We start from the raw sequence: 24,389 nt of genomic DNA, 5'->3' as shown, positions 1-24,389 counted from the left end.
TTTTACAACCAATGATAATGGCGTGGGCGATGGTCGCATCGAGGTGCGATATCTGTTCAAGAGCCTCTATCTGAACCAGGCAGAGGCCTCGATCGGCCATTGGATCATCTACTACAGACCCACCTGGGCGGCGCGCTCGGCTCTCCCACCCGGCTATTTTGCCGCCGCCCGGGTTGTGTCGATGGATCCCGATCCCTCGCGCCCAGGTTTCCATCTTGCGCAGATGGCAGACTATCGCGACTTCGGTCGGACAGTCCCCTTCCGGGAGGGCGGGCTCTACTACGAGAATGCGCTTCGCAAGATGGGCGCATCGAAGAATAGTGGGGCGTTAAGCCAGGGTGTTCGCAATCTCCCCAAACCCGAGTTCGAACGGATCGTTGCGGCTGGATTTGCGGCCGCCCCTGCCGGTGCACCGTTGCAGCACCTTAAGCCAGGCCGAACCATCTTCCCGAATCCGAAGCTTCTGCATGCCGCCGAAGAGCCTACAGCCTTCGTGCACGACGTGCCGCCCATCCCCGCGCGACGCATCGAGAAGAGGCTGGTTTCGCGCCCGTTCCGCGACCCGTCATTTCCCGCGGCCGTGATGCCGGCCTACGACTACCGGTGTGCAATGACCGGGAGCCGGGTGATGGATCGCAATGGACGATGGGAAGCTGAAGCCGCCCATATCTGGCCCGTGGCCCAGGGCGGGCCGGACGATGTTCGCAACGGGATAGCGCTTGCGCGCTCGGTGCATCGCTATTTCGACGCGGGGCTTCTCTCCATAGCCGACGACTACACGATCCTGATCGCGAGCCGGCTGACGGCCGATGACATGCGGGGCTGGCCGCCCTTGCAAAGAAAACTCAGCGTTCCCGCGCGACCGGAGTTCCGGCCGCATCCCTTCTATCTGCGCTTTCATCGCGAGAACATCTTCGAGGGCTGATCCGGCGCGCCTCACCCTGCGGTTCGTTGGGGCATCAACCGGGCCAAGGATCGGGTCTGTCTGGGGAGAGAAGGGGCGCGGGGGCGCCCCTTCTCTCGACGGCGCCTCAGGCCTTCTGCGGCCGCGCGCCGAACGACCACATGATGCCGAACGGATCGCGCAGCTGGCCGTAGCGGTCGCCCCAGAACTGCAGCTCGAGCGGCATGGTGACTTCCATGCCGTTCTCGACGGCGCGCTTCCACCAGTCGTCGATGCCGTCATCGAGCTGGAGGTGAAGGGTGAAGCTCTGCGGCGGCTGCAGCGGATAGCCGTATTCCTCGTAGGGATCCGACAGCATCACCGAGCCGTCGTTGATGTAGAGATGGATGTGCATCGTGCGCCCCTTGTCGTCGACGGGGTGGCGCATGACTTCGCGGGCGCCGAGCGCGCGCTGGTAGAATTCCGAGGCCTTCACGGCGCCGCCGACGGAAAGATATGGCGTCACGCCGCTCAGCACCTTTGGCATCGGGCCGGCCTGCACGGCCTCTTCGGTCTTGGCATCCGAGTCGGGTTTGGTATCCATGTCGTCTCTCCCATCTGAACCCCGCCCGTCCGGCGGCGGCTGTCGTCACGACGAACGGGGAGGGCGGCTTTCGACAGGGAGTGGATTTTTCCGTCGGGAAGGTCGAGGCGGTAGGGTAGGGCGCGGTCTGTTGGCACCGGCGGCCATCGTCATGAGGGGCACCGTCGATCGGCGACCGTGCCCTCCCGGACTCCACTCCCAAAACTCGCCCATCATCCTGAGGTGCCCGGCAAAGCCGGGCCTCGAAGGAGGGTCCAGGAAACGCCCCTGATATGCGCATTTCATCGGACTTCGTCTGCAAACCGCAGTACCCCGCTGGACCCTCCTTCGAGGCTTCGCTGACGCGAAGCACCTCAGGATGATGGCGGAGCGGGTCGATCGGACTGGAGGGCAGCTTGCGCAATCCTGAGGGGCACCGTCGATCGGCGACCTTTCTCCCAGGCTGTATTCTCAAAACTCCACCATCATCCTGAGGTGCCCGGCGAAGCCGGGCCTCGAAGGAGGGTCCAGTGCTCGCTCGTGATAGGGGCATCCATCAGACTTCGTCTGCAAACCGCAGTGCCTGCTGGACCCTCCTTCGAGGCTTCGCTGACGCGAAGCACCTCAGGATGATGGCCGGGCGGGCCGATCGGACTGGAGGGCTCTGAGGCTTGGGCGAGGGGAGGGGGCACGGCCCATCTGGCCGGGCGTCCTCCCCTCGCCCGGTTCTTCGCTCCGACCTCTCGCGCCGGGCGAGAGATTTCGCCGGCCCACAAGCGCCCCTGCTTGCATCCAAATTTGTTTGCTGCTACTGCCAACAAATAGGCGATGAAGAAATCGCTCCAAGTTCCGGCCCGATGGAGGCGCCGGTTCCAGCTAAAACCATGAGGAAGCGCTGATGAGGAAGCTTGGCATTCATTCGTTCGTGTGGACCGGCGGCACGACGCAGGAAGATCTCGAAGGCGCGATGCAGAAGTCGCATGATCTCGGCTACGGCCTGATCGAGTTTCCGCGCCTCGACCCGAAGAAGTTCGACGTTTCCTGGCTCGCCAAGCGCCTGCAGGACTATGGCCTGAAGGTCGTCGTCACCATGGGCCTGCCGCTCGATTGCGACGTCTCGTCGGAGGATCCGGCCGTGGTGAAGCGCGGCGAGGCGCTGCTGGCCGAGGCGATCTCGATCACCCGCGACCTCGGCGGCTCCAAGCTCGGCGGCATCATCTTCTCCGCCCACACCAAGTATCAGAGCCTGCCGACCCGCAAGGGCTGGGACAACAGCGTCGCCGCACTCGCCCGCGCCGCCGACATCGGCAAGGCCGCCGGCGTCTCGATGAACCTCGAGGTCGTCAACCGCTTCGAGAGCAATCTGCTCAATACCACCGCGCAGGGCCTCGCCTTCATCGAGCAGTCCGGCTCCGACAACATCTTCCTGCACCTCGACACCTTCCACATGAACATCGAGGAAGCGGATCCGGTCCAGGCGCTGCGCACGGCAGGCAAGAAGCTCGGCTATTTCCACATCGGCGAGAGCAATCGCGGCTTCCTCGGCTCCGGCGTGATCAACTTCCCGGCGATCTTCGACGCGCTGCTCGAGATCGACTACCAGGACTGGATCACCTTCGAGAGCTTCTCGACGGAGGTCGTCGACAAGGACCTGTCGATCACCTGCGCGATCTGGCGCAACACCTGGACGGACAATGTCGAGGTCGCGCGTCTGGCCAAGGCCTATATCGAGGCCCGCATCGGCGAGTCCGCCCGCAAGGCGGTCACCGCGCGCTCGCTCTGATCGAGGGGCAGGGCTTCAGGCCCGCCCTACCCCTGCACGGGACGCTTTGTTTCTCCCTCCGGGAGGCGTTCCGCACCTTGATGGATGGCGCCTGCGATGGCTGCCATCCATCCTTTGCCGCCGCGTTCTTTCGCGCGACATCTGCGCAACACCCCGCAAAAGATTGATTGCGCGTCGATTTTGAAAGGTGGCTGATCGCGCGGGCACTCGCGCCGCGGCTTCCGTTGCGAGCAAGAGTGCCGGCGCTCTTCTCGAAAGGCACAGGGCGCAGTAATCAGGCAGACGGCGCCGCCCAGGAAAAAGCGGTTGCTTCCTCTCCGGCCCTTCCTCGAACCCGCCCCGGCCGGTCCGAGGGAATCCTCGCTACAGAACGAGTCACCGAACTTGGCAACGCCTCAGTCCGTCCGCTACCTGAACGAAATCCGGGCGCTTAACGCGCTCTTTCGCAGCGGCGGCATGAGCCGGGCGGATCTCGCGCGCATGCTCGGGCTCAACCGGTCGACGACCGGCAACATCATCGCCAATCTGATGGCCGACGCGCTCGTCGTCGAACGGCCGGATGGCGGGCGCGGCGAGGGCGCCGCGAAGACCGGCCGTCCCGGCATCAACATCGAGATCGACCCGGCCGGCGCTACCTTCCTCGGTGCCGAGATCGGCGTCGACCGGCTGACGGTGGTCGCGATCGATCTCTGCGCGCAGGAGATCCGCCGCGTCTCAAAGCCGTTCCCGGTCTTCCAGCAGCCGCTGGAGGCGGGGCTCGACCAACTCGCGGTGATGATCGCCGAGGTGATCGAGGCGCTGCCGGAGGCGACCCGCATCCGCGGCCTCTGCCTGGCGCTGCCCGCGCTGCTCGACGCGGACGGCAAGGTCATCAACGCCCTGATGATCGGCTGGCGCGACGTCGACCTCAAGGCCCTGATCACGGCGCGCCTCGCCGCCCGTTTCCCGCGTCTCGAGCTGCCGATCTCGATCGAGAACGACGCCAACGCCTTTGCCATCGCCGAGACCTATCGCGACACCTCCCACAGCGCCGAGACCGTCGCCTTCCTGCTGATCGAGAACGGCGCGGGCGGCGGCATCGTCATCGGCGGCCGCCTGTTTCGCGGTTCGGCGGGTTTCGCCGGCGAGTTCGGCCAGATCGTCGTCGGCGGCGAGGGTTTCTCCGCCGGCCGGCCCAAGCCCGGCCATCTCGAAAGCTATATCGGCAAGGACGCCGTGCTGGCGCGCTACCGGGCCCATGGCGCGCCCGTCGACGCCGACCTCGACCAGCTGATCGCGGCGCTGGGGGCCGGCGACGCGAGCGCGATCCGCACCGTCCGGGAATGGGGCGGCGGCCTCGCCATGGGGCTGATCCAGCTGTCGAGCGTCCTCAACCCGGGCGTGATCCTCCTCGGCGGCTCCGTCGCGCAGCTGTTCCGCTTCGTGGCGGACGAGGTCGAGGCCGCGATGCGGCGCGAATTCCTCGAAGGCTTTCCGATGCCGAAGATCGAGGTATCGCGGCTGGGCCTGGAGGGGCCGGCGCTGGGCGGCGCGCTGATCATGCACCAGCGCATGTTCTCGATCGACGAGAGCGCGATCTATGCGAGCGCCCAACCGATCCATCTGTTTCAGATATGACGGCCCGCGCCGTCGCAATCCTCGTCCGGGACAACGGACGAGCCCGGGGAGGGAACTGAGGATGATTGAAGGCAAGATCGTCACCATCGGCGAGATCCTCGTCGAGATCATGGCGACCACGCTCGGCCACGGCTTTCTGGAGGCGCAGACGCTGATCGGGCCGTTCCCGAGCGGTGCGCCGGCGATCTTCATCGACCAGGTCGGCAAGCTCGGCCATCCGGCGGCGATCGTCTCCGCCGTCGGCGACGATGATTTCGGCACGGTCAATCTCGAACGGCTGAAGCGCGACGGCGTCGACATCTCCGCCGTCGCCATCCATCCGGGTGCGGCGACCGGCAGCGCCTTCGTGCGCTACCGGCCGGATGGCGGCCGCGACTTCGTCTTCAACATGCGCGACAGCGCCGCCGGCCGCATCGCGGCGACGCCGGAGGCGGAAGCCGTGCTCGCCGAGGCCGGCCATCTGCACGTGATGGGCTCGGGCCTGCCGGTGCCGGCCGTCTACGCCATGGTCAGCGCCTCCATTCCGGCGCTGAAGGCGCGCGGCGGCACGGTGTCGTTCGATCCCAACATCCGCGTCGAGATGCTGCGCGACCCCGCTGGCAAGGCGGCGTTCGAGGCGGTGCTGAAGGCGACTGACCTGTTCCTGCCTTCCGGTGAGGAACTGGCGCTGTTCTCCGGCGAGGCGGACGAGGGAAGGGCGGTCGCCGCCCTGCTCGACGCCGGCGTGAAGGAGATCGTGCTGAAGCGCGGCAAGGCCGGCGCCAGCCATTTTGATCGCGATGGCGAGACCCATGTGCCGGGTTTTGTGGTCGAGGAGATCGACCCGACCGGCGCCGGCGACAGCTTTGGCGCCACCTATCTCGTCGCCCGCCGTCTCGGCAAGTCAGTCGAGCAGTCGCTGCGCTACGCCAACGCGGCCGGCGCGCGCACCGTCACCGTGAAGGGGCCGATGGAAGGCACCTCCAGCTTCGCCGAACTCGACGCCTTCATGGCCGCCACGCCCGTGGGAGAAACCCGATGAGCCCTCTCGCCCAACTCGCCCGCGAATACCAGGCCGGCCGCGTGCACGGCATCACCTCGGTCTGCTCGGCTCATCCGTCGGTGATCCGGGCCGCCCTGCGGCAGGGGCGCGAGAGCGGCGCCACCGTGCTGATCGAGGCGACCTGCAATCAGGTCAACCACGAGGGCGGCTATACAGGCATGAAGCCGGCCGATTTCCGCCGCTTCGTCGAAGGTATCGCGGCGGAGGTCGGCTTCGACACGGCGAGATTGATCCTCGGCGGCGACCATCTCGGCCCCAATCCCTGGCGCTCGCGCCCGGCTGAAGAGGCGCTCGCCAAGGCGGAGACGATGGTGGCGGCCTTTGTCGCCGCCGGCTTCACCAAGATCCATCTCGATGCCTCGATGGGCTGCGCCGGCGAGCCGGAAGGGCTCGACGACGAGACGACGGCGCATCGCGCCGCGCGGCTGGCCAAGGTCGCCGAGCAGGCGGCCCGCGACGCCGGCCTGCCGCCGCCGCTCTACATCATCGGCACCGAGGTGCCAACGCCGGGCGGCGCGCTGCACGAGCTCGACGACGTGCCGCCGACCTCGGCGGCGGCGGCGAAGAAGACCATCGCCACGCATCGTCGGGTCTTCGCCGAGCAGGGGCTCGATGCCGCTTTCGACCGGGTGATCGGGCTGGTGGTGCAGCCGGGCGTCGAGTTCGGCCATGAGAGCGTGGTCGTCTACCGGCCGGAGCGGGCGCGCGAGCTCGTCGCCGTGCTGAAGGACGAGCCGCAATTCGTGTTCGAGGCGCATTCGACCGACTACCAGCCGGAGGAAGCGCTGGCGGCCCTGGTGCGCGACGGCTTCCCGATCCTCAAGGTCGGCCCGGGCCTCACCTTCGCGCTGCGCCAGACGCTCTATGGCCTCGACCTGATCGCCTCCGAGCTCGATGCTGCCTATGGCGGGCGGGCGCTTGCGAACGCCATGGAAACGCTGATGCTTTCCGAGCCCGGCAACTGGCAGCGCTATTATCCGGGCACGTCGGACGAGCAGCATGTGCTGCGCCACTACAGCTATAGCGACCGCATCCGCTACTACTGGCCGCACGAGCAGGCCGAGCAGGCCGTGACGCGGCTGATGACGACGCTCAAGGGGCGGACCATTCCGGAGCCGTTGATCGCGCAGTTCCTGCCCGAGGAGGCCGAAGCGGTCCGGAGCGGCGCGAGCGCTGCCACCGCCGAAGCGCTCCTCGAGCGCGGCGTCGAGCGGGTGCTGGCCCTGTACGCGCGCGCCTGTGAGCCGGCCGCGACGGCCGGCTAGATCACGCTTCGAGGGGCGTCGACGGTATCAGGGGCAGATGACGTCCGTGGTGCCGCCGGCGCCGGTCGACGTGCAGCCCGAAAGCCCGCCGGAGTTGGACTGGTTGGTCTGGCAGCCGGCCAGAACGCCCGCGAACACGACAAGTGCCAAAACAAGCTTCATGCTGTCCTCCCACCGCAACTTCCGGTGACGAAGGTCATCCCGCAGGTGACGTAAAGTCAAGGTGCATTGGCGCTTTCGGCTGCAACCGAAGCTAGCGCGCTCGTGAACATGTCGTGACCACAGCTTGGGGCGGTTTCGCGTCATAGTAGAGACGTGGTCTGCCCGGCGTGGTCGGATCCTCGCGACGCGCGGCCGGACGTCTTCTTCGGGAGGTGATCATGATGCTGAAAGCCGTCGTCGCCGCCATCTTGCTGACTGGACTGAGCGCCGCGCCCTCACTGGCAAGGGACATGCACTTGGTCGCCGACGAATACATCAAGCCGGATGCCAAGGTCACAGACCGCGATCTGGCCCTCGCGATCCTCTATTATGCGGCCGGCCTGCCGGACAAGGGCGGCAAGGCCGCGCCCGACGACATCGAGGCGGTCGGCAAGATCCAGCTTCTCGCGAGCAAGATCATCGGAAACGGCGCGCCGCTGGCCGTGACGTCGCCGCGGCCGAAGCTGGCTTCCGCGGCCACCATCATCATCCTGCCGAGACCGAAGCCCTCGCCGTTCCGAAGCGTGGAGGGCGCAAGCTCGATCGCCTGCGAGGCAGACAAGCTGATGCAGAGGATGCAGCCCGGCCGGGCCTCCGTCATGAAGCCCGGCGAATGCCCGAATGCCTTCGGGTCGAGGGATGCCGTGATCCTGCTTGCCAGCAAGATCATCGGCAACGGCTGATCGCGACGACGCTATTGGAAGCCCGGCGTCAGCCGAACCGCTTGCGGAGCTCGTCGGCCTGTTCCGGCGTCAGCGGCCGGGTCGCCTCGCCGCGCAGCATCAGGAAGAGCTTGGCGGTCTCCTCCAGCTCCTCCGTCGCATACATGGCGTCTTCCAGGCTCTTTCCCGCGACGACCGGGCCGTGATTGGCGAGCAGCACGGCGTGGTGTTTCTCGGCGAGCTTCTCGACTGCCTTGGCGAGGCTCTCGTCGCCCGGCGGGTGATAGGGCACCAGCGGCAGCCGGCCGACCCGCATCACGTAATAGGCGGTGAGCGGCGGCAGGCAGTCATGCTCGTCGATCCGGTGCAGGCAGGAGACGGCGACCGAATGGGTCGAGTGCAGATGCACGACGGCCTCGCAGGTCGGCCGCTGGCGATACATCACCTGGTGCAGGAACGCTTCCTTGGTCGGCTTGTCGCCGCCGACATGATTGCCGTTGGCGTCGATCTTCGAGATCCGGGCCGGGTCGAGATCGCCGAGCGAGGCGTTGGTCGGCGTCATCAGCCAGCCGCCATCCGGCAGGGCGACCGAGATGTTGCCGGTCGAACCGAAGGTGAGGCCGCGCTGGAACATCGACGCGCCGCACTTGCAGATGCGCTCGCGAAGCGCGGATTCGCTGGAAGAAGAAGCGCTCACTGCAGGGAACTCCAGGCCTTGAGGAAGAAATCGGGCGCACCGAAATTGCCCGATTTGAGCGCTAGCGCAACATCCGGGCCGGAGCGGCTCCGCGTCCAGGGCACGCCGGGGTCGATTTCCGGGCCGATCGACAGCGCCTTGACGCCGAGCGCGTTGACGACGGCGCCAGACGTCTCGCCGCCGGCGACGAGCAGGCGGGTGAAGCCCTTCTCCGGCAGCGCCGCCGCAACGGCGGCGAGAAGATCCTCGACCAGCGCCCCGGCCTTGTCGCGGCCGAGCTTCTCCTGCACGGCGCGGACGCTCGCCGGGTCGTCGCTCGAATAGACCAGCGGCGTCGTCCCGGCCGGCTGCGCGGCGAGCCATTCGATCACCGTTTCCGGCGTTAATTTCCCGGAGGCGATCTCCAGCGGATCGATGCGGAGCGTCGGCAGGCCGGCCTCCTGTGCCCTCTCCACCTGGCCGCGCGTCGCGGCCGAGCAGGAGCCGGCGAGGATGGCGCCACGGCCTTCCGGCGCGGCGATGGACGTGGCCGGCGGGGTGAGCGCCTCGATCAGCCCGGCGTCGCGATAGGCGGCCGGCAGGCCGATGGCGATGCCGGAGCCGCCGGTGACCAGCTCCAGATCGACCAGCGCCTTGCCGATCTCGCGCAGATGCGCGTCCTGCAGCGCGTCGACGATGGCGATCCGTTTGCCGGCCGCCTTTTCGCGCACGAAGGCGGCGGTGATCGCGTCCGCGCCGGCATCGACATCGGCATAGGCGACGAGGCCGACGGGCAGCGCCGTCTGCCGCTGCAGCACGCGGCGGAGATCGGAATCGCGCATCGGCGTCAGCGGATGGTCGCGCATGCTGCTCTCGTCGAGCGGCACGCCGTTGACGAAGAGATGGCCCTGGTAGATCGAGCGGCCGGTCGCCGGGAAGGCGGGGCAGGCGATGGTGAAATCGGCACCGAGCCGCTTCAGCAGCGCTTCCGCCACCCGGCCGATATTGCCCTCATCGGTCGAATCGAAGGTCGAGCAGTATTTGAAGAACAGCCGCCTGGCGCCATGCGCGAGCAGCCAGTCGGCCGCTGCGAGCGACTGTGCCACGGCGTCGGCCGCCGGAATGGTGCGCGATTTCAGCGCGATGACGAGCGCGTCGACGCCGGTGAGGTCGAGGTCGTCCTCGGGCAGGCCGGTGCTCTGCACCGTGCGCAGTCCCTCGCGGGAGAGCATCAGCGAGAGGTCGGTGGCGCCGGTCAAATCGTCGGCGATGCATCCAAGCAGCATGCGGAAGGTCCTTGCAGTGGAATCAGACGCGCGCCGGAGCGCGGACGTGGGGAGAAGAAGGCAGGCCGGGCCGGACACGGCGGTCGAGGGCAGGGCGGGCAAGGGGGGCGACCACGGCGAAACCGCGATCCGGGCGTCCGGACGACAGCCGGTTCCGCGGAGCCGGCGGCTCCGGCCATGCTGCGGCGCAAGGCATTTTTTCGACCTCCCAGGCTTGACGGGCACCAAGCCGTCTCGGCAATAGTGATTATTGTTAGCGCTGTCATGCGGATTTCGCAACGTTTGATGACAGCGCTGTCATACGTCTTTTGTGTCGGTTTTGTCTGCAATGTCGAACCACAGGACAGGCGGACGATGCCGGCGAGGCGACGAGACGGCCCGTACCGGGCCCGAAAGGATGTCAGGGTGACGACGAAGGATAAGCCGCGGGTTTCCGTCATTGGGCTTGGCTCGATGGGATATGGCATGGCGCAATCGCTGGCGCGGGCCGGCTTCGCCGTCACCGGCTATGACACCCGGCCGGAGGTCGTGGCGAGGTTCGCGGCCGAGCACGGGACCGGCGCCGCGTCGCTGGCCGAGGCGGCGGCCGAGGCTGACGTCCTCGTCCTCGTCGTCGTCAATGCTGACCAGACGCAGCAGGTGCTGCTCGGCGAGGGCGGCCTGCTCAGTTCGGCCAGGCCGGATGCCGTCATAATCTCCTGCGCCACCATGGCGCCGGAGCGGGCGCGCGCCCTCGCGGAAGCTGTGACGGCGAGCGGCCGGCACTATGTCGACGCCCCGATCTCGGGCGGCGCGGTGCGCGCGGCCGAGGGCGCGCTGACCATGCTCGTCTCCGGTCCGCCCGCCGCGATCGATCGGTCCCGCACCGTCCTCGACGCGCTCTCGGCCAAGCTCTACCTGCTCGGCGACGAGGCGGGCATCGGCGCTTCCTTCAAGATCGTCAATCAGTTGCTGGCGGGTGTTCATATCGCCGCCGCCTCCGAGGCGATCGTCTTCGCCAAGCGGCTCGGCCTCGATATCGAGCGGGTCTATGAGGTGATCACCGCCTCGGCAGGCAATTCCTGGATGTTCGAAAACCGCATTCCGCATGTGCTCGAGGGCGATTATACGCCGAGGAGCGCCGTCGAGATCTTCACCAAGGATCTCGGCATCATCGCCGACATCTCGCGAACCGATAAATTCGCGACGCCGATCGCCTCGTCGGCGCTGCAGATGTTCCTGATGACGGCGGCGGCCGGCATGGGCAAGGATGACGATGCCTCGGTCGCCCGCCTCTATGCGCAGATCGCCGGCATCGAGCTGCCCGGATCGCCGAATTCCCCCTCCAAGGACTGACCCCGCAATGCCCCGTTTTGCCGCCAATCTCTCGATGATGTTCAACGAGTGGTCGTTCCTCGATCGCTTCGCCGCCGCCGCTGATGCGGGCTTCCAGGCGGTCGAGTTCCTGTTTCCCTATGATTTTTCGCCGGACGACATCGCCGCCCGGTTGAAGGCGGCCGGGCTGGAACAGGCGCTGTTCAACCTGCCGCCCGGCGACTGGGCGGCCGGCGAGCGCGGCATCGCGGCGCTGCCCGGCCGGCAGGAGGAGTTCCAGGCGTCCGTCGCCAAGGCGCTCGACTATGCGCTGGCGACGGGCGTCAAGCGACTGCACCTGATGTCGGGCCTGGCGCCGAGCGATTCGGCGGAGGCCGGCGCGCGCTACCGCGATTCCGTCCGTTTCGCCTGCGAGACGCTCGCGCCGCACGGCATCGACATCGTGCTGGAGCCGATCAACCGGCGCGACATGCCGGGCTATTTCATGAACGATTTCGGCACGGCGGCGGCGATCATCGCCGAGCTCGGCCTTCCCAATCTCAAGCTGCAGTTCGACATCTACCACCGCCAGATCCTGCATGGCGACGTCACGCGCGGCCTCGAAGCCTTGTTGCCGATCGTCGGCCACGTCCAGATCGCCTCCGTGCCGCTCCGCAACGAGCCGGGCACCGGCGAGCTCGACGATTTCCGGATTTTCGACCGGCTCGACGCGCTGGGCTATGACGGTTTCGTCGGCTGCGAATACCGCCCCGCCGGCGCGACGCTGGACGGGCTCGGCTGGATGCAGAAGACAACGCTGCGCTGACGCCTGGCGGGGTCCGACATGGATGCCGATTCCGTGATATTGAGCCATGTCCGGCATTGGCGGGCGGCTCGGGTCGGGAAGCGGCGCATCCATGAACGTGAAGAATTCCTACACGCTGGCCGATGTGGCCCTTCGCGCGGAAGTGAGCGAAATCACGGTCTCCCGCGTGCTGCGCAACAAGGCCTCGGTCGCCGAGAAGACGCGCGAGCGCGTGCTCGCCGTCGTCCGCGAGATGGGATACGTGCCGAATCGCGTCGCCGGCACGCTCGCCTCTTCGGGCTCCAACCTGATCGGCGTCGTGCTGCCGTCGCTGTCGAACATCGTGTTCCCGGACGTGCTGCGCGGCATCCATGCCTCGCTCGCCTCGTCCGGCTATCAGCCGGTCGTCGGCGTCACGGATTATGACGAGGAGGTCGAGGAGCAGCTGGTCGCCTCGCTGCTCTCCTGGCAGCCCGCCGCGATGATCCTCTCCGGCCTCAATCACACGGCCTATACCGTCGAGATGCTGAAGCGGTCCGGCGTGCGCGTCGCCGAGCTGATGGATATCGACGCGACGCCGCTCGACATCGCCGTCGGCATGTCGCACCGGCAGGCGGGCATCGATACCGCGCTCCATCTCTATCGGCGCGGCTACAGGCGCTTCGGCTATGTCGGCCATGACCGCAGCCGCGACCTGCGCGCCGCGCGCCGCTATGAGGGCCTCCGGCAGGGGCTGGCGGAGGTCGGGCTGTCGCTCGTCGGCGAGATCGCCGCCGACGCGCCGAGCTCGACGATGGCGGGGCGCGAGCTGCTCGGGCAATTGCTCGCCCGGCATCGCGATCTCGACGCCGTCGTCTTCTCCAATGACGACATGGCAGTCGGCGGCGTCTTCCACTGCTTCGCTGCCGGCATCCGGCTGCGCGAGGATCTCGCTTTGTTCGGCTTCAATGGCCTCGATATCGGCCAGGCGCTGCCGCAGCCGCTCTCGACCATCCGCTCCAATCGCTTCCTGATCGGCAAGACGGCGGCCGAGATGATCCTGGAAGTGCCCGAGCATCCCGGCGTGCCGACCATCCGCGACACCGGCTACGAGATCATTGAGGGCGCGACGGCCTGAGGCCTATTGCTTCTCGATCGAGCGGACCTTGTTGTCCGGCGTGAGCACGAGGTCGTACTGGACGTAGCGCGTGCCGTCGTCGCAGGTGACGCGCACGACGCGGCGCGCCGGCGTCGAGACCTTGTTGTTGACGGCGAGATTGCTGACCCGGTCGCACCAATGGCCGGCGGCGCGGATGACCCGGCCGGCCTGCCGCTCCAGCATCGCCGCGCTGGCGAGCGTCGGGACCAGCACGAGCGTCGGGAGCAGCGTGGCGGCGGCGATCTGGACAGACTTCATCGAACCGGCTCCGGCTTTTGGCGTGACACAAACGAGGATTCCGTAGCGTCACGATAGCATGGAGCCTGGGCCGGAGCGCGCCTTCTTCACTCCGGCGTCCGCATCGTGTGAGAGATCCTAGTGCAGGATCGCCTTGAACCAGTCGACGGCCACATAGGGGCCGACGCCCCATACCAGCACCCAGGCGGCGGCGCCGATGGTATTGGCGATCAGGAAGTGGGGCCACGGCATGGCGACGGCGCCGGCGACGAGGCCGTTCAGCTGCCGCAGTATAGCGACGAAGCGCGCGCCCATGACGATCCACATGCCGCGCGCGCGAAAAAGAGCTTCGAGCTTGGTCAGGCGCTCGGGCGTCAGCTTGACGTAGCTGCCATAGCGGAGCAGCAGCGGACGCCCGCCGAAATGGCCGATGGCGTAGCCGGTGCTGTCGCCGAGCACGGCGCCGCAGAAGGCGGCGATCAGCGCATGCGTCAGGTTGATGTCGCCCCGCGTCGCCAGCGCGGCGACGGCGACCAGCGCGCTCTCGCCCGGCAACGGCGCGCCGAGGGCCTCGAAATAGATGATCAGGAATATCGCGAAGCTGCCATAGGCGGCGATATAGGGTTGGATCAGCGCGAGACCGTCCTGCATCCAGTGCATGTGCGAGTCGACTTCCGATTCATCGTTGCGTTCGCGGCACTTTGACAGTCGTGCTGACAGGCGACCAGAGGAAATACCTCGCCGTGGATGACGGACCTTTTCGCGTGACAGTCCGTGCCGACATGGCCAAGTTGACGAAACGAATGGCTTTGATTTGCGCGGAGGCGGCATGCGATTTCCCGCCGGGATGATCCCCGATACCGACACCTGGAAGTCCGGCCTGCGCACCGCCGTCGGCGCGGGGCTCGCGTCCGTGATCACCTATCTGCTGGCCCTGCCGCAGGGATACTGGGCCGTGATCACGGCCATCATCATCATCCAGACGCGCATCGGCGCCTCGCTGCAGGCGGCGGGAGACCGCGTGATCGGCACGCTGGCGGGCGCGGCCTTCGGCTTCGTCGCGGCATTGCTGACGCCGGGAACGCCGCTATGGACGCTGTTCGCGCTGATCGTCTGCACCGGCGTGCTCGCCATGCTCGCGGCGAAGCGGCCGAGCCTCCGGATCGCGCCGATGACGGCGGCGATCCTGCTGGTCGCCACCCCTTCGCACACCCTGGCGCTGATCTCGGCCGTGCATCGCGTCAGCGAGATCCTGATCGGCTGCGCGATCGGCATCTTTGTCTCGCTGGTCGTCGCGCCGGCGCGCTCCGATACCAGCCTCCGGAACGAGGGCAAGCATGCGCTCGGCCTGCTGGCCGGGCTGATCGACCTGGATGTGGCGAATGCCGGCAAGGCGCCGGACGAAGCCGCGATCCGGACAGTGGGCGAGGACATCCACATCTCGCTCGCGAAGATCGAGACGCTCGCCAACGAGGTCCGGGAAGAACAGGCCAGTCACATCTCGCGCAGCAAGGCGGATCCGTTCCTGCTGCGGCACAATCTCTGGGGCCTGCGCACCTCGATCTTCCTGTTTCACCGCGCGATGATCCAGCCGAGCCCGGTGAGCGACGCGCTGAGCGCGCCGCTCGGAACCGTGTCGGAGGCCGTCCGCGCGGCCCTGCTTTCGCTCGGCGACGCGCTGGCGGGCGGCGTCGCGCCGCCGGCGACGAACGGTCTCGACGATGCCATCGCCAGCTTCGACACGGCCGCGCGCGCCGTGGCCGGGCAGGCGGCAGTCCCGGCGGACCAGACGGCCCATGCGGCCGCTCACGTCTCGAACCTGATCTTCGCGCTGGGCCAGGTTCGCCATTCGATCGAGCAACTGGCCGGCTGCGTTGCCGACATGGCCGACGCTACCTGAGTGTCTGGCCCGTAATTCAACCAGCGAGCCCGATTGAGCCGCTCGATCCGCGTTGCCCTTTACCTCTCCCTGAGGGAGAGGTCGGCCCGCAGGGCCGGGTGAGGGTTTAGGAAACTATCCGGTGAAGCCGTAAACCCTCACCCGCCGGCCTTCGGCCGTCGACCTCTCCCTCAGGGAGAGGTGAAAGACGGGACCCGCTGGAGGGGTACGAAGCCAACCGCTCAAGCCAGCGTCGGTGGCGCGTGGTTCGTCTCGGTGTGGGCGTGCGGCAGGATCCAGGGCTCCTCCACCGGCATCAGCGTCGATTCCGCCAGCAGGCGGATGCTCGTCTCGTACTCGGCCCGCAGCTGGACGAACGTCTTTCGGCAGGCGTCGCGGTCGGGCAGGGTCGGCAGGCCGATCTCCCCCAGCTTGTCGTAGAGCTGGTCGAAGCGCGCGATGAGCTTCGGATCGACCGTGGCGTTGGTCCAGGCGTTTTCAGGAATGCGCGGGTTGATCTCGATCGCGATCAGCTTCAGCGCCGCGACGCCCGTCCCGCGGCAGATGCGGGCCGATTCCGTGTGCTTTTCCTCGAGGCAGGAAACGACCAGCGACGTCGCGTCGAGCACCGCGGCGGCGGCGCCCACCCAGCTCGTGCCGCGATAGACGGCCGGCACATAGGCGAGGATCGGCGAGATCGAATGGGTTTCCAGAACGCCGCGGAACCAGTTTTCCCACTCCTCCCAGACGGCGCCGTGATGCTCGACCTGGCCGGAGCGCTGCAGCGATTCGAGCAGGCTCGAGCTGGTGGGGCAGCGGCCGGTGCGGGCATAGAGCCAGCCGACCTTGCGCTCGCGGATCTGGATCGCGGCCTGATAGCTCGGCACGAAGGTGAAGAGCAGGATGACGATGGCAAGGCCGATCGCCGCCTCGTAGATCGCCAGATACTCGCCCCAGAGGCTCGGCGGCGTCTTGAAGCCGAGCGTGGAGAGCGCGGAGCCGCTGGAGCTGAAGGCCGGCGCCCAGCCGGCTTCGAGCCGGAACCCCCAGAGGATGCAGGTGAAGGCGACCTGGACGAGCAGGAACCAGCTCGCCACCGACAGGAGGATGAAGAGCGGCAGCACCCAGGCCTGGGCGCGCTGCGTCCTCGCATAGTCGTCGCCGGGCTTGGCCAGGGCATGCACGATCGTCACCGCCACGAAGCGCGTGCCGCGCTCGATGAAATCGCGCTCGCGACGGTTGATCAGCAACACGCGCACGATCGAGCGGAAATAGAGGCCGAGCGCGATGAGCCCGATGATGACGACAGCGACGCGAAACACGGAATCCATGGCGAGCCTCCCTCGGCATCTGGCGGCCGGCAGGCATGGTCGCCAGGATGTCGACAGAAGACGTTGGCGGTATCTGGCGGTCAAGCCGGCGTGATGGCGGGCCTGGGCGGCGCAAGCTGGCGGGCGGCAAAAAAAAACGGCGGCGGCACCAGGTGCCGCCGCCGCGAAGCGTCCCGGATCGTCGGCCGGTAGGCCGCGACCTGTCTTAGCTCGTGAAGAACTTCTGCGTGCCGTGTGCCTCGATGGCGCCGGCGACGCGCGACAGGGCATGCACATAGGCCGCGCTGCGGATGGTGATGCCGCGCTTCTGGGCGAGATCCCAGACGGCGCGACCTTCGCGGTCCATGGTCTCCTGCAGGCGCGAGCGAACCTCTTCCGCCGTCCAGTAGTAGCCCTGGCGGTTCTGGACCCACTCGAAGTAGGAGACGGTGACGCCGCCGGCATTGGCGAGAATGTCGGGCAGGACCACGACGTTCTTCTCTGCGAGGATCACGTCGGCTTCCGGGGTGATCGGGCCGTTGGCGAGCTCCAGGATGACGCGCGCCTTGATGTCGGCGGCGTTGTCCTTGTGGATCAGGTCCTCAAGCGCTGCCGGCACCAGGATCTCGCAGTCGACCGAGGTGATCGCGTCGGCGTCGATGGCCTTGATGCCGTCCTGGCCGACCAGCTGCAGCACCGAGCCGGTCTTCTTGGAAGCGAGCAGCTTGGCGACGTCGAGGCCGGCGTCATTGTGGATCGCGCCCTTCGAGTCCGAGACGGCGACGATCTTGTAGCCGTCGGCGCCGAGCAGGCTGGCGATGTGCTGGCCGGCATTGCCGAAGCCCTGGATCGCGACGCGGGCGCCGGGCGTCAGGCCCAGTTCCGAGGCGAGGTTGCGGACCAGGTAGTAGCCGCCGCGCGCGGTGGCGTCGTCGCGGCCGAGCGAACCGCCGAGCGAGATCGGCTTGCCGGTGATGACGGCCGGCGTCGACTGGCCGACGATGGAGGCGTATTCGTCCGCCATCCAGCCCATGATCATCGAGTTGGTGTAGACGTCCGGCGCCGGGATATCGCGGTCCGGGCCGACGATCTTCGAGAAGGCCTGCATGTAGGCGCGCGACAGGCGCTCCAGCTCGGCCTTCGACAGCGAATGCGGGTCGACGCGGACCGCGCCCTTGCCGCCGCCATAGGGCAGGTTCATGACGGCGCACTTCATCGTCATCCAGAAGGCGAGCGTCTCGACTTCCTCGATGGTCGATTCCGGATGGAAGCGGATGCCGCCCTTGGTCGGGCCGCGCGTGTCGTCATAGCGGCAGCGCCAGGCCATGAAGGACTTCCGCGAGCCGTCGTCCATGCGGATCATCAGCCGCACCTTGGTGGTCTCGCGCGGATATTTGAGCTTCTCGAGGACGTCGCCATCCAGATTCAGATGAGCAGCTGCTTCGTCAAGGCGCGTCAGGGCCTGGTCGAGCATGGTGACGTCGGACATCCTTGCCTCGCTCCGGTTATTAAGAGTCATGGTATTTCCCCGCATGGGTTATCGCCCGCGTTATGACTGCTCTGCCCGAATAGGGCAACATTTCTGACGCATTTTGTTGCGCGGCTGCCCAAATTTTGCACCTTTTCGTGCTCAATCGACAAACATATTGCCGAAGATGCGGGCGGTGATCGCCAGAGGAGCGCTCAGGCATGCGGCGCCGGCGCGGCCCTATTGCTAAGGCCGCCGATCCGACTCTGTTACGCAGGGGATGCCTGGGGCGGGCTAGAGGCCCAGTTCGCGCGCCATGTCGTCCTCCGGCACGTAGCCGAGGAGGTCGCGGGCGCGGGCAAGGCTCCAGGCCATGTCGCGATTGCCGGAAACCGCGTTGACGACGATGCCGGGGGAGGGCCAGCCGGCGGCATCGGCGCGGAGCGCGGCGGCGAAGATGGTGACGAGGTCGCGGTTCGACAGCCACATGCCGCGGAACCAGGCGAGATCGCGCCGCGCGGCGGCGTCCATCGTGTCGAGCCGGCTGTGCGGTGTGCCGGAGGCGGAGATGCTGGAGGGATGATTGTCGCCCGGCTGGCACCAGCCGATGCGCAGCGCCACCGCCGTGAGCCCGTCCCGCGTGGCGAGGCTGCAGCAGAGCCGCTCGCCCATCAGCTTCGCAACCGCATAGGGGGTGCTGTCGCTGCTGCCGGCGTCGTTGCGCCAGCGCGTGCCCGGCAACGGCGGCAGGTCCTCGGTGAGCGAGCCCGGCGTGACGGCGATATCAGTGTCCTTGTAGCCGCCCATGACATGGTTCGAGGTGGCGAAGACGAAGCGCCGGACGCCGGACTGCGCGGCGGCCCGGAAGAGCAGGGCGGTCATGTCGAAGGAGAGTGTGGAATCCGTCCAGTCGGCTTCCGGAAACGGGTTCTGCGCGGCGAGGTGGATGACGGCGTCGACCGAAGCGACGGCATCCAGCCAGCGGTGGTCGTCCGGCTGGCGGAGATCGGCCTCGATACAGGCGACCGTGGTGTGTGCCGGCGCCTCGATCGGGTCGAAGCGGCGATCGAGCGCGACGATCGCCTCGCACCAGGGTTCCGCGCCGAGGCCGGCGATCAGCTTGCGGGCGAGGTTTCCGTTGCCGCCGGTGATGGCAATGCGCATTTTCGACTGTCCGTTTTCTGGGTAGGGCGCTGTCACATCCGGCCGCCGTCGCGGGCGAGATTGGCGATGATGCGGTCGCGCGTGACGAAGATGTGCGCCGACACGGCCGCCTGCGCCGCGGCGAGATCGCCGGCCCGGACGGCGTCGAGGATGGCGCGATGATCCCGCTTGATGCGGATAGCCGCCTCGAGCTCGCGGAAATAGTGCACGCGCATGATGTGCAGATGCACATGCAGATTGCCGTAGATCTCCTCCAGCCGGCGATTGGCGCTCGCGGTCACGATGGCGCGGTGGAAGGCGCGATCCCATTCGGTGAAGAGGTCATAGTCGACATAGATGTCGCCCGCCGTCGCCGCCTCCATCGCCACGCAGGCGGCGCTCAGTTCATCGGCGAGCGCGCCGTGCCGGCCGTCGCGGATCGCCGCGCGGATGCCATAGAGCTCGATCGCCTCGCGCACCTCGAAGATCTCGCGGATGTCGTCGGTCGTGAGTGCCCGGACATAGCAGCCGCGCCGCGCCCGGATCTCGACCAGCCCCTCCGACGCCAGCCGCTTCAGCGCGTCGAGGACCGGCGTGCGGCTGACGCCGAGCTCGGCGGCGACGATATCGATCGGGATCTGCTGGCCCGTCTCCAGCTCGCGCCGCAGGATGCGCCGGCGGATCGCCGCATAGGTCTGCTCGGCCAGATCGGCGTGCTTCAGCGGCTCGAAGCCGGCCGTCTGGGCGCGTTGGGGGATGGAATCGTCCTGGGTCAAGCTGGCCTGCATCCGATGGAAACCTCGGTTGACATGTAACATGTGAAATTTTACCAATCAACGCAACGTCGCCCGGACGGATCCAGCGCCGCCACCCGGCCATGTCGGCCGGCGGCGCCTCGGGGAGGGTATTCGCATCTTGAAACAGGCTCTTGTCACCGGCGGGGCGCGCGGCATCGGCTTCGGTGTCGCCGAAGCGCTGCTCGCCGCCGGCTACGCCGTCACCGTCACCGGCCTGAGCGAGGCGGAAGTCGCCGCCGTGCCGGCGCGCGACGGACTTCGCGCCGTCCTCCTCGACGTTACTGACCAGACCTCGGTCGACGCGGTGCTGGCGCGCTTTGAGCGGCTCGATGCGCTCGTCAACTGCGCCGGCGTGCTCTTCCGGGGCCAGGAATACGACATGGCCGTGTTCCAGAAGGTGATCGACGTCAATCTGACCGGCACGATGCGGATGTGCGTCGGCGCGCGGCCGCTGCTGGCGAAACAGGGCGGCGCGATCGTCAACACGGCCTCGATGCTCTCCTATTTCGGCGGCCCGCTGGTGCCGGCCTATACCGCCTCCAAGGGCGGTGTGGCGCAGCTGACCAAGGCGCTCGGCGTCGCCTGGGCGGAGGAGGGCATCCGCGTCAACGCGGTCGCGCCCGGCTGGATCGCTACCGAGGTGACGCGCGGCATTGTCGAGGATCCCGTCCGTTCGGCCGGCATCATCGGCCGCACGCCGATGAAGCGCTGGGGCGAGCCGCGCGATATTGGCGACGTCGTCGCCTTCCTTTGTTCCGATGCGGCGCGCTTCATGACGGGAAGCGTCGTTCCCGTCGACGGCGGCTATGCCTCGGTTTGAGATGAGAGAGAGACCATGAGCGACAACACCACGGTCAACCATTCCGGCCTCGAGACCGACGCCGACGCGAAGCGCATTCCCTATCGGCATCCGCAGCCGAAGGAATCCTTCCCCGAGATCGTCATCCCGAACGCCATCCCTACGGATGAGCGTCTCTGGGTGCCGCAGCAGGAGAATGTCTGGTTCCGCCCGCTCTGCCTGTCGGCGAGCCGCGGCTACTGGATGAACCTGCTGCGGGTTCGGAAATCCGGCGTGCTGTCGCGCCACCGACATCCGCAGCCGGTGCATGGCTGGGTGCTGAAGGGCAGCTGGCACTATCTCGAGCACGACTGGACGGCGGAGGAGGGCTCCTACGTCTACGAGGCCCCCGGCGAGACGCACACGCTCGTCGTCGAGCCGCATGTGACCGAGATGATCACGCTGTTCCAGGTCAACGGCGCCATGATCTATGTCGATCCCGATGGCGCCGTGCAGGGTTACGAGGACGTCTTCACCAAAATCGACCTCTGCCGCAAGCACTACACCGATATCGGCCTGGGCGAGGGGTATATCGACCAGTTCATCCGGTGAGGGGCGGCGTAACGGGGTGTTGAGGCGGATGCAGGTGGTTTGCATGTGCCACCCTCTACCAACATCCTGAGGTGCCCGGCGAAGCCGGGCCTCGAAGGAGGCTCCAGAACGCACCATGACGGCCGCCGTCTACATGCTCCGATGTGCGGACGGCAGCTACTATGTCGGCTCGACCTCGGCTGAAGATCGGCAGCGGCGGCTTCTGGAGCATCAATCGGGAGCTTATCGCGGCTACACCCATTCGAGGCGGCCGGTGGAGCTCGTCTGGTCCGAAGAGTTTGATCGCCTCACCGACGCCTATGCGGCGGAGCATCAGATCAAGGGCTGGTCGCGCGCCAAGAAGGAAGCCCTGATCCGTGGCGATTGGGCAGCGATACGGGAACTTGCCCGCCGCAAGTGAGTGCGTGCTTCGAGACGGCCCTGCGGGCCTCCTCAGCATGTTGGGGATGGTGGCTTCGGCGAGGTCGGTAGGTAGCCGCGCATCCCAGAAACAAAAAAGGCCGGCGTCCTCGGACGCCGGCCTTATCCGTATCGAAGCCCCTGATCAGCGGATCGGCGGGGCGTATTGGATGCCGCCGAGCGACCAGAGCTGGTTCAGGCCGCGCGGGATGCCGAGCTTGGAGCCGACGCCCAGATTGCGCTCGTAGACTTCGCCGTAATTGCCGACGGTTTTGACGATCTCGATGGCCCAGTCGTTGGAGAGGCCGAGCTTCTCGCCGAAGGCGCCGTCGGTGCCGACGAGGCGCATAACATCAGGCTTCTTGGAGGCCTTGGCCTCGTCGACGCGCTCGGACGAGACACCGAGCTCCTCGGCGTTCAGCATGGCGTTGTGGACCCAGCTGACGAGGGCGCGCCATTTCGGATCGTCCTGGCGGACGACGGGGCCGAGCGGCTCCTTGGAGATGACATCCGGCAGGATGATGTTGTCGGCAGCATCCGGCAGGCTCGCACGCTCGGAATAGAGCTGCGACACGTCCGTGGTGATGACGGTGCACTTGCCGGACTTGTAGTTGTCGAGCGACTGCTCCGGGCTGCCGGCGGCGATCGTCGTGAATTTCATCGTGTTGGCGTTGAAGTAGTCGACGAAATTCTGCTCGCTGGTGGTGCCGCTCTGGACGCAGACGGTCGAGCCGTCCAGCTCCAGCGCCGAGACCTTGCCGCTGTCGCGCTTCACCATGAAGCCCTGGCCGTCATAATAGGTGACGCCGGCGAAGGCGAGCGGCAGGTCCGTCTCGCGCGACATGGTCCAGGTCGAGTTGCGCGACAGGAGGTCGACCTTGCCGTCTTTCAGCGCGTCAAAGCGCTCGGCGGCGGAGAGCGGCACATAGGTGACCTTTTCCGGATCCTTGAAGATCGCGGTGGCGACGGCGCGGCAGAAATCAACGTCAAAGCCGCTCCACTTGCCGTCGTCTCCCGCGTTGGAGAAGCCGAGCAGGCCCTGGCTGACGCCGCAGATGAGATTGCCGCGCTGCTTCACCGTGTCGAGCGTGCCGGCCTCAGCGGCGGCGGCCGAGCCGAGGGTGACGGCGAGAGCCATCGCCGCCACGCGGCCAGAAAGAACCTTCGCAGGAAACACCATGGTCGCCTTCCCGTTGATCAATCATGGAAGCCGCCCCGGACGGGACGGCCCGGCATTTCACGTCAGAGCTTCGCCTGCTGGCGAACGATGACCTTGGTGCCGACCGGAACCCGGTCGAACAGGTCGATGACGTCGTTGTTCACCATGCGGAAGCAGCCCGAGGACAGGGCATGGCCGATTGTCTGCGGCTGGTTGGTGCCGTGGATGCGGTAGATCGTGTCGCCGAGATAGAGCGCGCGGGCGCCCATCGGATTGCCCTCGCCGCCGGCCATGAAGCGCGGCAGATAGGGCTGGCGCTGGATCATCTCCGCCGGCGGCCGCCAGTCCGGCCATTCCGCCTTGCGCGAGATCTTGAGCAGTCCCGACCACTGGAAGCCGTCGCGGCCGACGCCGACGCCGTAACGGATGGCACGGCTGTCGGGCTGGACGAGATAGAGGAAGCGCTCATCCGTGTTGATGATGATCGTTCCGGGCTTCTCGTTGGTGCGGAAATAGACCGGCTGCGGCCGGAATTCCGGCGGCAGCAGCGAATCCTGCGCCGAGGGCACGAGGCCCGGCTGTTCGGGGATCTGCAGCACGTCGCGCGTCGGCGCGGCCTGGGCCGGAAGGGTCGCCGACAGGCCGAGCGCGGCGGTGCAGCCGATGAGCGCGATCGACAGGGGGCGCTTGAAGATCTGGTGGAGCAGTCTGGCCGTGATGGTTCGCATCGTAACCTCGGATTGGGACTGACAGGGAATGACCCGGCCTCGGCCGGGCCGAACTCAGCCGGCGGCAGCCGTCGGGGCGGCGGCGGGCGCCGATTGCCCGCAGCGCACGAACACCATGGTGCCGTAGCGCGCCGTGACGCTGGGATCGACCCAGGGGGCGATCAGGACGCCGTCCTGGAAGGAGGTGATCTGCCGGTCCTTCGGCGTGCCGGCCGGGCCGGGCGGGCCGAGATAAACGCGGCCGCTGGCGGTCTTCAGCACCAGCTCGCTCGGCTTCGGCTGATCGGCCAGGTACATCATCACGCCGTTGTTGGGACCGCGCGTGATGACATAGGGATTGCTGCAATAGCGGCGCGCCTCGGTGATGGTGCGCGGCAGGTCGGCCTCCTGGCGGAACGAACCGAGGCCCCAGTTGCCGATCAGATCCTCCGTCGTGATGGCGACGGACGGGGCCGGGCCGACGGACGGTCCCGCGCGCTCCGTGACCGAGGCACAACCGGCGATCGACAGAAGCGCGGCGGCGCCGGCCAGCAGGGCGGCAGTGCGACGGTTGGGCGCTCCGATCGGAGTTCCTCCCACCGATGACGTAGCGGCTTGTTGCATCTCTCCCCCTTCCGCGACCACGAGGCGGAGCGTTCCACCTCG

The 24,389-nt window shown here is 67.2% G+C and carries 26 protein-coding genes; 13 read left to right on the top strand and 13 right to left on the bottom strand.

Annotation, left to right across the window (positions count from 1 at the left end; translation table 11 throughout):
* The first annotated feature begins 22 nt into the window (after window positions 1-22).
* The gene (locus tag AC6HZP_RS13775; protein ID WP_497523329.1) at window positions 23-925 is read left to right on the top strand and encodes an HNH endonuclease; all 903 of its coding nucleotides are present in this window, start codon (window positions 23-25) and stop codon (window positions 923-925) included.
* A gap of 106 nt (window positions 926-1,031) precedes the next feature.
* Here AC6HZP_RS13775 and AC6HZP_RS13770 read toward each other — a convergent pair whose 3' ends face one another.
* A complete protein-coding gene (locus AC6HZP_RS13770) occupies window positions 1,032-1,487 on the bottom strand; it encodes a VOC family protein (protein WP_244669941.1) in 456 nt (151 codons plus the stop codon).
* Window positions 1,488-2,364: 877 nt separating this feature from the next.
* On the opposite strand from AC6HZP_RS13770, the gene AC6HZP_RS13765 reads away from it, so the two are divergent.
* The 4 genes from AC6HZP_RS13765 to AC6HZP_RS13750 all read left to right on the top strand — a co-directional run bounded on the left by AC6HZP_RS13765 (window position 2,365) and on the right by AC6HZP_RS13750 (window position 7,173).
* Window positions 2,365-3,249, top strand: coding sequence for a sugar phosphate isomerase/epimerase family protein (locus tag AC6HZP_RS13765; RefSeq protein WP_497523328.1), 885 nt, complete (start codon window positions 2,365-2,367; stop codon window positions 3,247-3,249).
* Window positions 3,250-3,633: 384 nt separating this feature from the next.
* A complete protein-coding gene (locus AC6HZP_RS13760) occupies window positions 3,634-4,866 on the top strand; it encodes an ROK family transcriptional regulator (protein WP_497523327.1) in 1,233 nt (410 codons plus the stop codon).
* A gap of 61 nt (window positions 4,867-4,927) precedes the next feature.
* On the top strand, window positions 4,928-5,887 hold the full coding sequence (locus tag AC6HZP_RS13755) for a tagatose kinase (protein WP_497523326.1): 960 nt from the start codon (window positions 4,928-4,930) through the stop codon (window positions 5,885-5,887).
* Window positions 5,884-7,173, top strand: a complete 1,290-nt coding sequence (locus AC6HZP_RS13750) for a D-tagatose-bisphosphate aldolase, class II, non-catalytic subunit (RefSeq protein WP_497523325.1) — start codon at window positions 5,884-5,886, stop codon at window positions 7,171-7,173. Before AC6HZP_RS13755 ends, AC6HZP_RS13750 begins: the two co-directional genes overlap by 4 nt.
* A gap of 27 nt (window positions 7,174-7,200) precedes the next feature.
* Here the strand turns inward: AC6HZP_RS13750 and AC6HZP_RS13745 are convergent, their stop codons facing one another.
* The gene (locus AC6HZP_RS13745; protein ID WP_256434804.1) at window positions 7,201-7,335 is read right to left on the bottom strand and encodes a hypothetical protein; all 135 of its coding nucleotides are present in this window, start codon (window positions 7,333-7,335) and stop codon (window positions 7,201-7,203) included.
* 212 nt (window positions 7,336-7,547) lie between these two features.
* On the opposite strand from AC6HZP_RS13745, the gene AC6HZP_RS13740 reads away from it, so the two are divergent.
* Window positions 7,548-8,057 carry a hypothetical protein gene (locus AC6HZP_RS13740; protein WP_497523324.1) on the top strand — a complete coding sequence of 170 codons (510 nt, stop codon included), beginning with the start codon at window positions 7,548-7,550 and terminating at the stop codon, window positions 8,055-8,057.
* 28 nt (window positions 8,058-8,085) lie between these two features.
* Here AC6HZP_RS13740 and otnC read toward each other — a convergent pair whose 3' ends face one another.
* Window positions 8,086-8,733, bottom strand: coding sequence for a 3-oxo-tetronate 4-phosphate decarboxylase (otnC, locus tag AC6HZP_RS13735; protein WP_201404080.1), 648 nt, complete (start codon window positions 8,731-8,733; stop codon window positions 8,086-8,088).
* Window positions 8,730-9,998 carry a 3-oxo-tetronate kinase gene (gene otnK, locus AC6HZP_RS13730; protein ID WP_497523323.1) on the bottom strand — a complete coding sequence of 423 codons (1,269 nt, stop codon included), beginning with the start codon at window positions 9,996-9,998 and terminating at the stop codon, window positions 8,730-8,732. The genes otnC and otnK overlap by 4 nt, the downstream gene beginning before the upstream one ends.
* A gap of 354 nt (window positions 9,999-10,352) precedes the next feature.
* Here otnK and ltnD point away from each other — a divergent pair, with 354 nt between their 5' ends.
* The 3 genes from ltnD (at window position 10,353) to AC6HZP_RS13715 (ending at window position 13,213) form a co-directional block, all read left to right on the top strand.
* Entirely contained in the window at window positions 10,353-11,333 is a 981-nt protein-coding gene (gene ltnD / locus AC6HZP_RS13725) for an L-threonate dehydrogenase (RefSeq protein WP_497523322.1), read from the top strand.
* A gap of 7 nt (window positions 11,334-11,340) precedes the next feature.
* Entirely contained in the window at window positions 11,341-12,117 is a 777-nt protein-coding gene (gene otnI / locus AC6HZP_RS13720; protein ID WP_497523321.1) for a 2-oxo-tetronate isomerase, read from the top strand.
* A 91-nt stretch (window positions 12,118-12,208) separates the two neighbouring features.
* Window positions 12,209-13,213, top strand: coding sequence for a LacI family DNA-binding transcriptional regulator (locus AC6HZP_RS13715; RefSeq protein ID WP_497523320.1), 1,005 nt, complete (start codon window positions 12,209-12,211; stop codon window positions 13,211-13,213).
* 3 nt (window positions 13,214-13,216) lie between these two features.
* Here the strand turns inward: AC6HZP_RS13715 and AC6HZP_RS13710 are convergent, their stop codons facing one another.
* Together AC6HZP_RS13710 and AC6HZP_RS13705 are read right to left on the bottom strand one after the other, a co-directional pair.
* Complete coding sequence (locus AC6HZP_RS13710; protein WP_201404075.1) at window positions 13,217-13,492, bottom strand: hypothetical protein; 276 nt, start codon at window positions 13,490-13,492, stop codon at window positions 13,217-13,219.
* 117 nt (window positions 13,493-13,609) lie between these two features.
* Complete coding sequence (locus AC6HZP_RS13705; protein ID WP_201404074.1) at window positions 13,610-14,131, bottom strand: DedA family protein; 522 nt, start codon at window positions 14,129-14,131, stop codon at window positions 13,610-13,612.
* A 169-nt stretch (window positions 14,132-14,300) separates the two neighbouring features.
* On the opposite strand from AC6HZP_RS13705, the gene AC6HZP_RS13700 reads away from it, so the two are divergent.
* Window positions 14,301-15,371, top strand: coding sequence for an FUSC family protein (locus AC6HZP_RS13700; protein WP_497523319.1), 1,071 nt, complete (start codon window positions 14,301-14,303; stop codon window positions 15,369-15,371).
* Window positions 15,372-15,592: 221 nt separating this feature from the next.
* Here AC6HZP_RS13700 and AC6HZP_RS13695 read toward each other — a convergent pair whose 3' ends face one another.
* The 4 genes from AC6HZP_RS13695 to AC6HZP_RS13680 all read right to left on the bottom strand — a co-directional run bounded on the left by AC6HZP_RS13695 (window position 15,593) and on the right by AC6HZP_RS13680 (window position 20,047).
* Window positions 15,593-16,681 carry a hypothetical protein gene (locus tag AC6HZP_RS13695; RefSeq protein WP_497523318.1) on the bottom strand — a complete coding sequence of 363 codons (1,089 nt, stop codon included), beginning with the start codon at window positions 16,679-16,681 and terminating at the stop codon, window positions 15,593-15,595.
* Window positions 16,682-16,886: 205 nt separating this feature from the next.
* The gene (locus AC6HZP_RS13690; RefSeq protein ID WP_201404463.1) at window positions 16,887-18,149 is read right to left on the bottom strand and encodes a Glu/Leu/Phe/Val family dehydrogenase; all 1,263 of its coding nucleotides are present in this window, start codon (window positions 18,147-18,149) and stop codon (window positions 16,887-16,889) included.
* A 273-nt stretch (window positions 18,150-18,422) separates the two neighbouring features.
* Window positions 18,423-19,292, bottom strand: a complete 870-nt coding sequence (locus AC6HZP_RS13685; RefSeq protein ID WP_497523317.1) for an NAD-dependent epimerase/dehydratase family protein — start codon at window positions 19,290-19,292, stop codon at window positions 18,423-18,425.
* Window positions 19,293-19,324: 32 nt separating this feature from the next.
* A complete protein-coding gene (locus tag AC6HZP_RS13680; RefSeq protein ID WP_497523316.1) occupies window positions 19,325-20,047 on the bottom strand; it encodes a GntR family transcriptional regulator in 723 nt (240 codons plus the stop codon).
* 139 nt (window positions 20,048-20,186) lie between these two features.
* Between AC6HZP_RS13680 and AC6HZP_RS13675 the strand changes: the two genes are divergently transcribed.
* From AC6HZP_RS13675 to AC6HZP_RS13665, 3 genes are all read left to right on the top strand, one after another.
* Window positions 20,187-20,888: an SDR family NAD(P)-dependent oxidoreductase gene (locus AC6HZP_RS13675; protein ID WP_497523315.1), complete on the top strand. Its 702-nt coding sequence runs from the start codon at window positions 20,187-20,189 to the stop codon at window positions 20,886-20,888.
* A 15-nt stretch (window positions 20,889-20,903) separates the two neighbouring features.
* Window positions 20,904-21,458: a 2,4'-dihydroxyacetophenone dioxygenase family protein gene (locus AC6HZP_RS13670; protein ID WP_497523314.1), complete on the top strand. Its 555-nt coding sequence runs from the start codon at window positions 20,904-20,906 to the stop codon at window positions 21,456-21,458.
* Between the two features lie 115 nt (window positions 21,459-21,573).
* Window positions 21,574-21,858 (top strand): GIY-YIG nuclease family protein, encoded by a 285-nt coding sequence (locus AC6HZP_RS13665; protein ID WP_497523313.1) that lies wholly within the window; start codon window positions 21,574-21,576, stop codon window positions 21,856-21,858.
* A 144-nt stretch (window positions 21,859-22,002) separates the two neighbouring features.
* On the opposite strand, the gene AC6HZP_RS13660 is transcribed toward AC6HZP_RS13665, so the two are convergent.
* The 3 genes from AC6HZP_RS13660 to AC6HZP_RS13650 form a co-directional block, all read right to left on the bottom strand.
* The gene (locus tag AC6HZP_RS13660; RefSeq protein ID WP_497523312.1) at window positions 22,003-23,037 is read right to left on the bottom strand and encodes an amino acid ABC transporter substrate-binding protein; all 1,035 of its coding nucleotides are present in this window, start codon (window positions 23,035-23,037) and stop codon (window positions 22,003-22,005) included.
* Window positions 23,038-23,099: 62 nt separating this feature from the next.
* Entirely contained in the window at window positions 23,100-23,744 is a 645-nt protein-coding gene (locus AC6HZP_RS13655) for a L,D-transpeptidase (protein WP_201404066.1), read from the bottom strand.
* A 54-nt stretch (window positions 23,745-23,798) separates the two neighbouring features.
* Window positions 23,799-24,347: a hypothetical protein gene (locus tag AC6HZP_RS13650; RefSeq protein WP_497523311.1), complete on the bottom strand. Its 549-nt coding sequence runs from the start codon at window positions 24,345-24,347 to the stop codon at window positions 23,799-23,801.
* Window positions 24,348-24,389: the final 42 nt, after the last annotated feature.

The sequence above is a fragment of the Kaistia sp. SLG-1 genome, from assembly GCF_059699055.1.
This window is presented reverse-complemented; position numbering and strand designations above follow the sequence as displayed.

Coding starts and splice junctions, on each gene's coding strand:
- AC6HZP_RS13770 (WP_244669941.1), bottom strand. CDS start 1,487: ATGGATACCAAACCCGACTCGGATGCCAAGACCGAAGAGGCCGTGCAG.
- AC6HZP_RS13765 (WP_497523328.1), top strand. CDS start 2,365: ATGAGGAAGCTTGGCATTCATTCGTTCGTGTGGACCGGCGGCACGACG.
- AC6HZP_RS13755 (WP_497523326.1), top strand. CDS start 4,928: ATGATTGAAGGCAAGATCGTCACCATCGGCGAGATCCTCGTCGAGATC.
- AC6HZP_RS13750 (WP_497523325.1), top strand. CDS start 5,884: ATGAGCCCTCTCGCCCAACTCGCCCGCGAATACCAGGCCGGCCGCGTG.
- AC6HZP_RS13745 (WP_256434804.1), bottom strand. CDS start 7,335: ATGAAGCTTGTTTTGGCACTTGTCGTGTTCGCGGGCGTTCTGGCCGGC.
- otnK (WP_497523323.1), bottom strand. CDS start 9,998: ATGCTGCTTGGATGCATCGCCGACGATTTGACCGGCGCCACCGACCTC.
- ltnD (WP_497523322.1), top strand. CDS start 10,353: ATGCCGGCGAGGCGACGAGACGGCCCGTACCGGGCCCGAAAGGATGTC.
- otnI (WP_497523321.1), top strand. CDS start 11,341: ATGCCCCGTTTTGCCGCCAATCTCTCGATGATGTTCAACGAGTGGTCG.
- AC6HZP_RS13715 (WP_497523320.1), top strand. CDS start 12,209: ATGAACGTGAAGAATTCCTACACGCTGGCCGATGTGGCCCTTCGCGCG.
- AC6HZP_RS13710 (WP_201404075.1), bottom strand. CDS start 13,492: ATGAAGTCTGTCCAGATCGCCGCCGCCACGCTGCTCCCGACGCTCGTG.
- AC6HZP_RS13705 (WP_201404074.1), bottom strand. CDS start 14,131: ATGCACTGGATGCAGGACGGTCTCGCGCTGATCCAACCCTATATCGCC.
- AC6HZP_RS13700 (WP_497523319.1), top strand. CDS start 14,301: ATGCGATTTCCCGCCGGGATGATCCCCGATACCGACACCTGGAAGTCC.
- AC6HZP_RS13695 (WP_497523318.1), bottom strand. CDS start 16,681: ATGGATTCCGTGTTTCGCGTCGCTGTCGTCATCATCGGGCTCATCGCG.
- AC6HZP_RS13690 (WP_201404463.1), bottom strand. CDS start 18,149: ATGTCCGACGTCACCATGCTCGACCAGGCCCTGACGCGCCTTGACGAA.
- AC6HZP_RS13685 (WP_497523317.1), bottom strand. CDS start 19,292: ATGCGCATTGCCATCACCGGCGGCAACGGAAACCTCGCCCGCAAGCTG.
- AC6HZP_RS13670 (WP_497523314.1), top strand. CDS start 20,904: ATGAGCGACAACACCACGGTCAACCATTCCGGCCTCGAGACCGACGCC.
- AC6HZP_RS13665 (WP_497523313.1), top strand. CDS start 21,574: ATGACGGCCGCCGTCTACATGCTCCGATGTGCGGACGGCAGCTACTAT.
- AC6HZP_RS13660 (WP_497523312.1), bottom strand. CDS start 23,037: ATGGTGTTTCCTGCGAAGGTTCTTTCTGGCCGCGTGGCGGCGATGGCT.
- AC6HZP_RS13655 (WP_201404066.1), bottom strand. CDS start 23,744: ATGCGAACCATCACGGCCAGACTGCTCCACCAGATCTTCAAGCGCCCC.
- AC6HZP_RS13650 (WP_497523311.1), bottom strand. CDS start 24,347: ATGCAACAAGCCGCTACGTCATCGGTGGGAGGAACTCCGATCGGAGCG.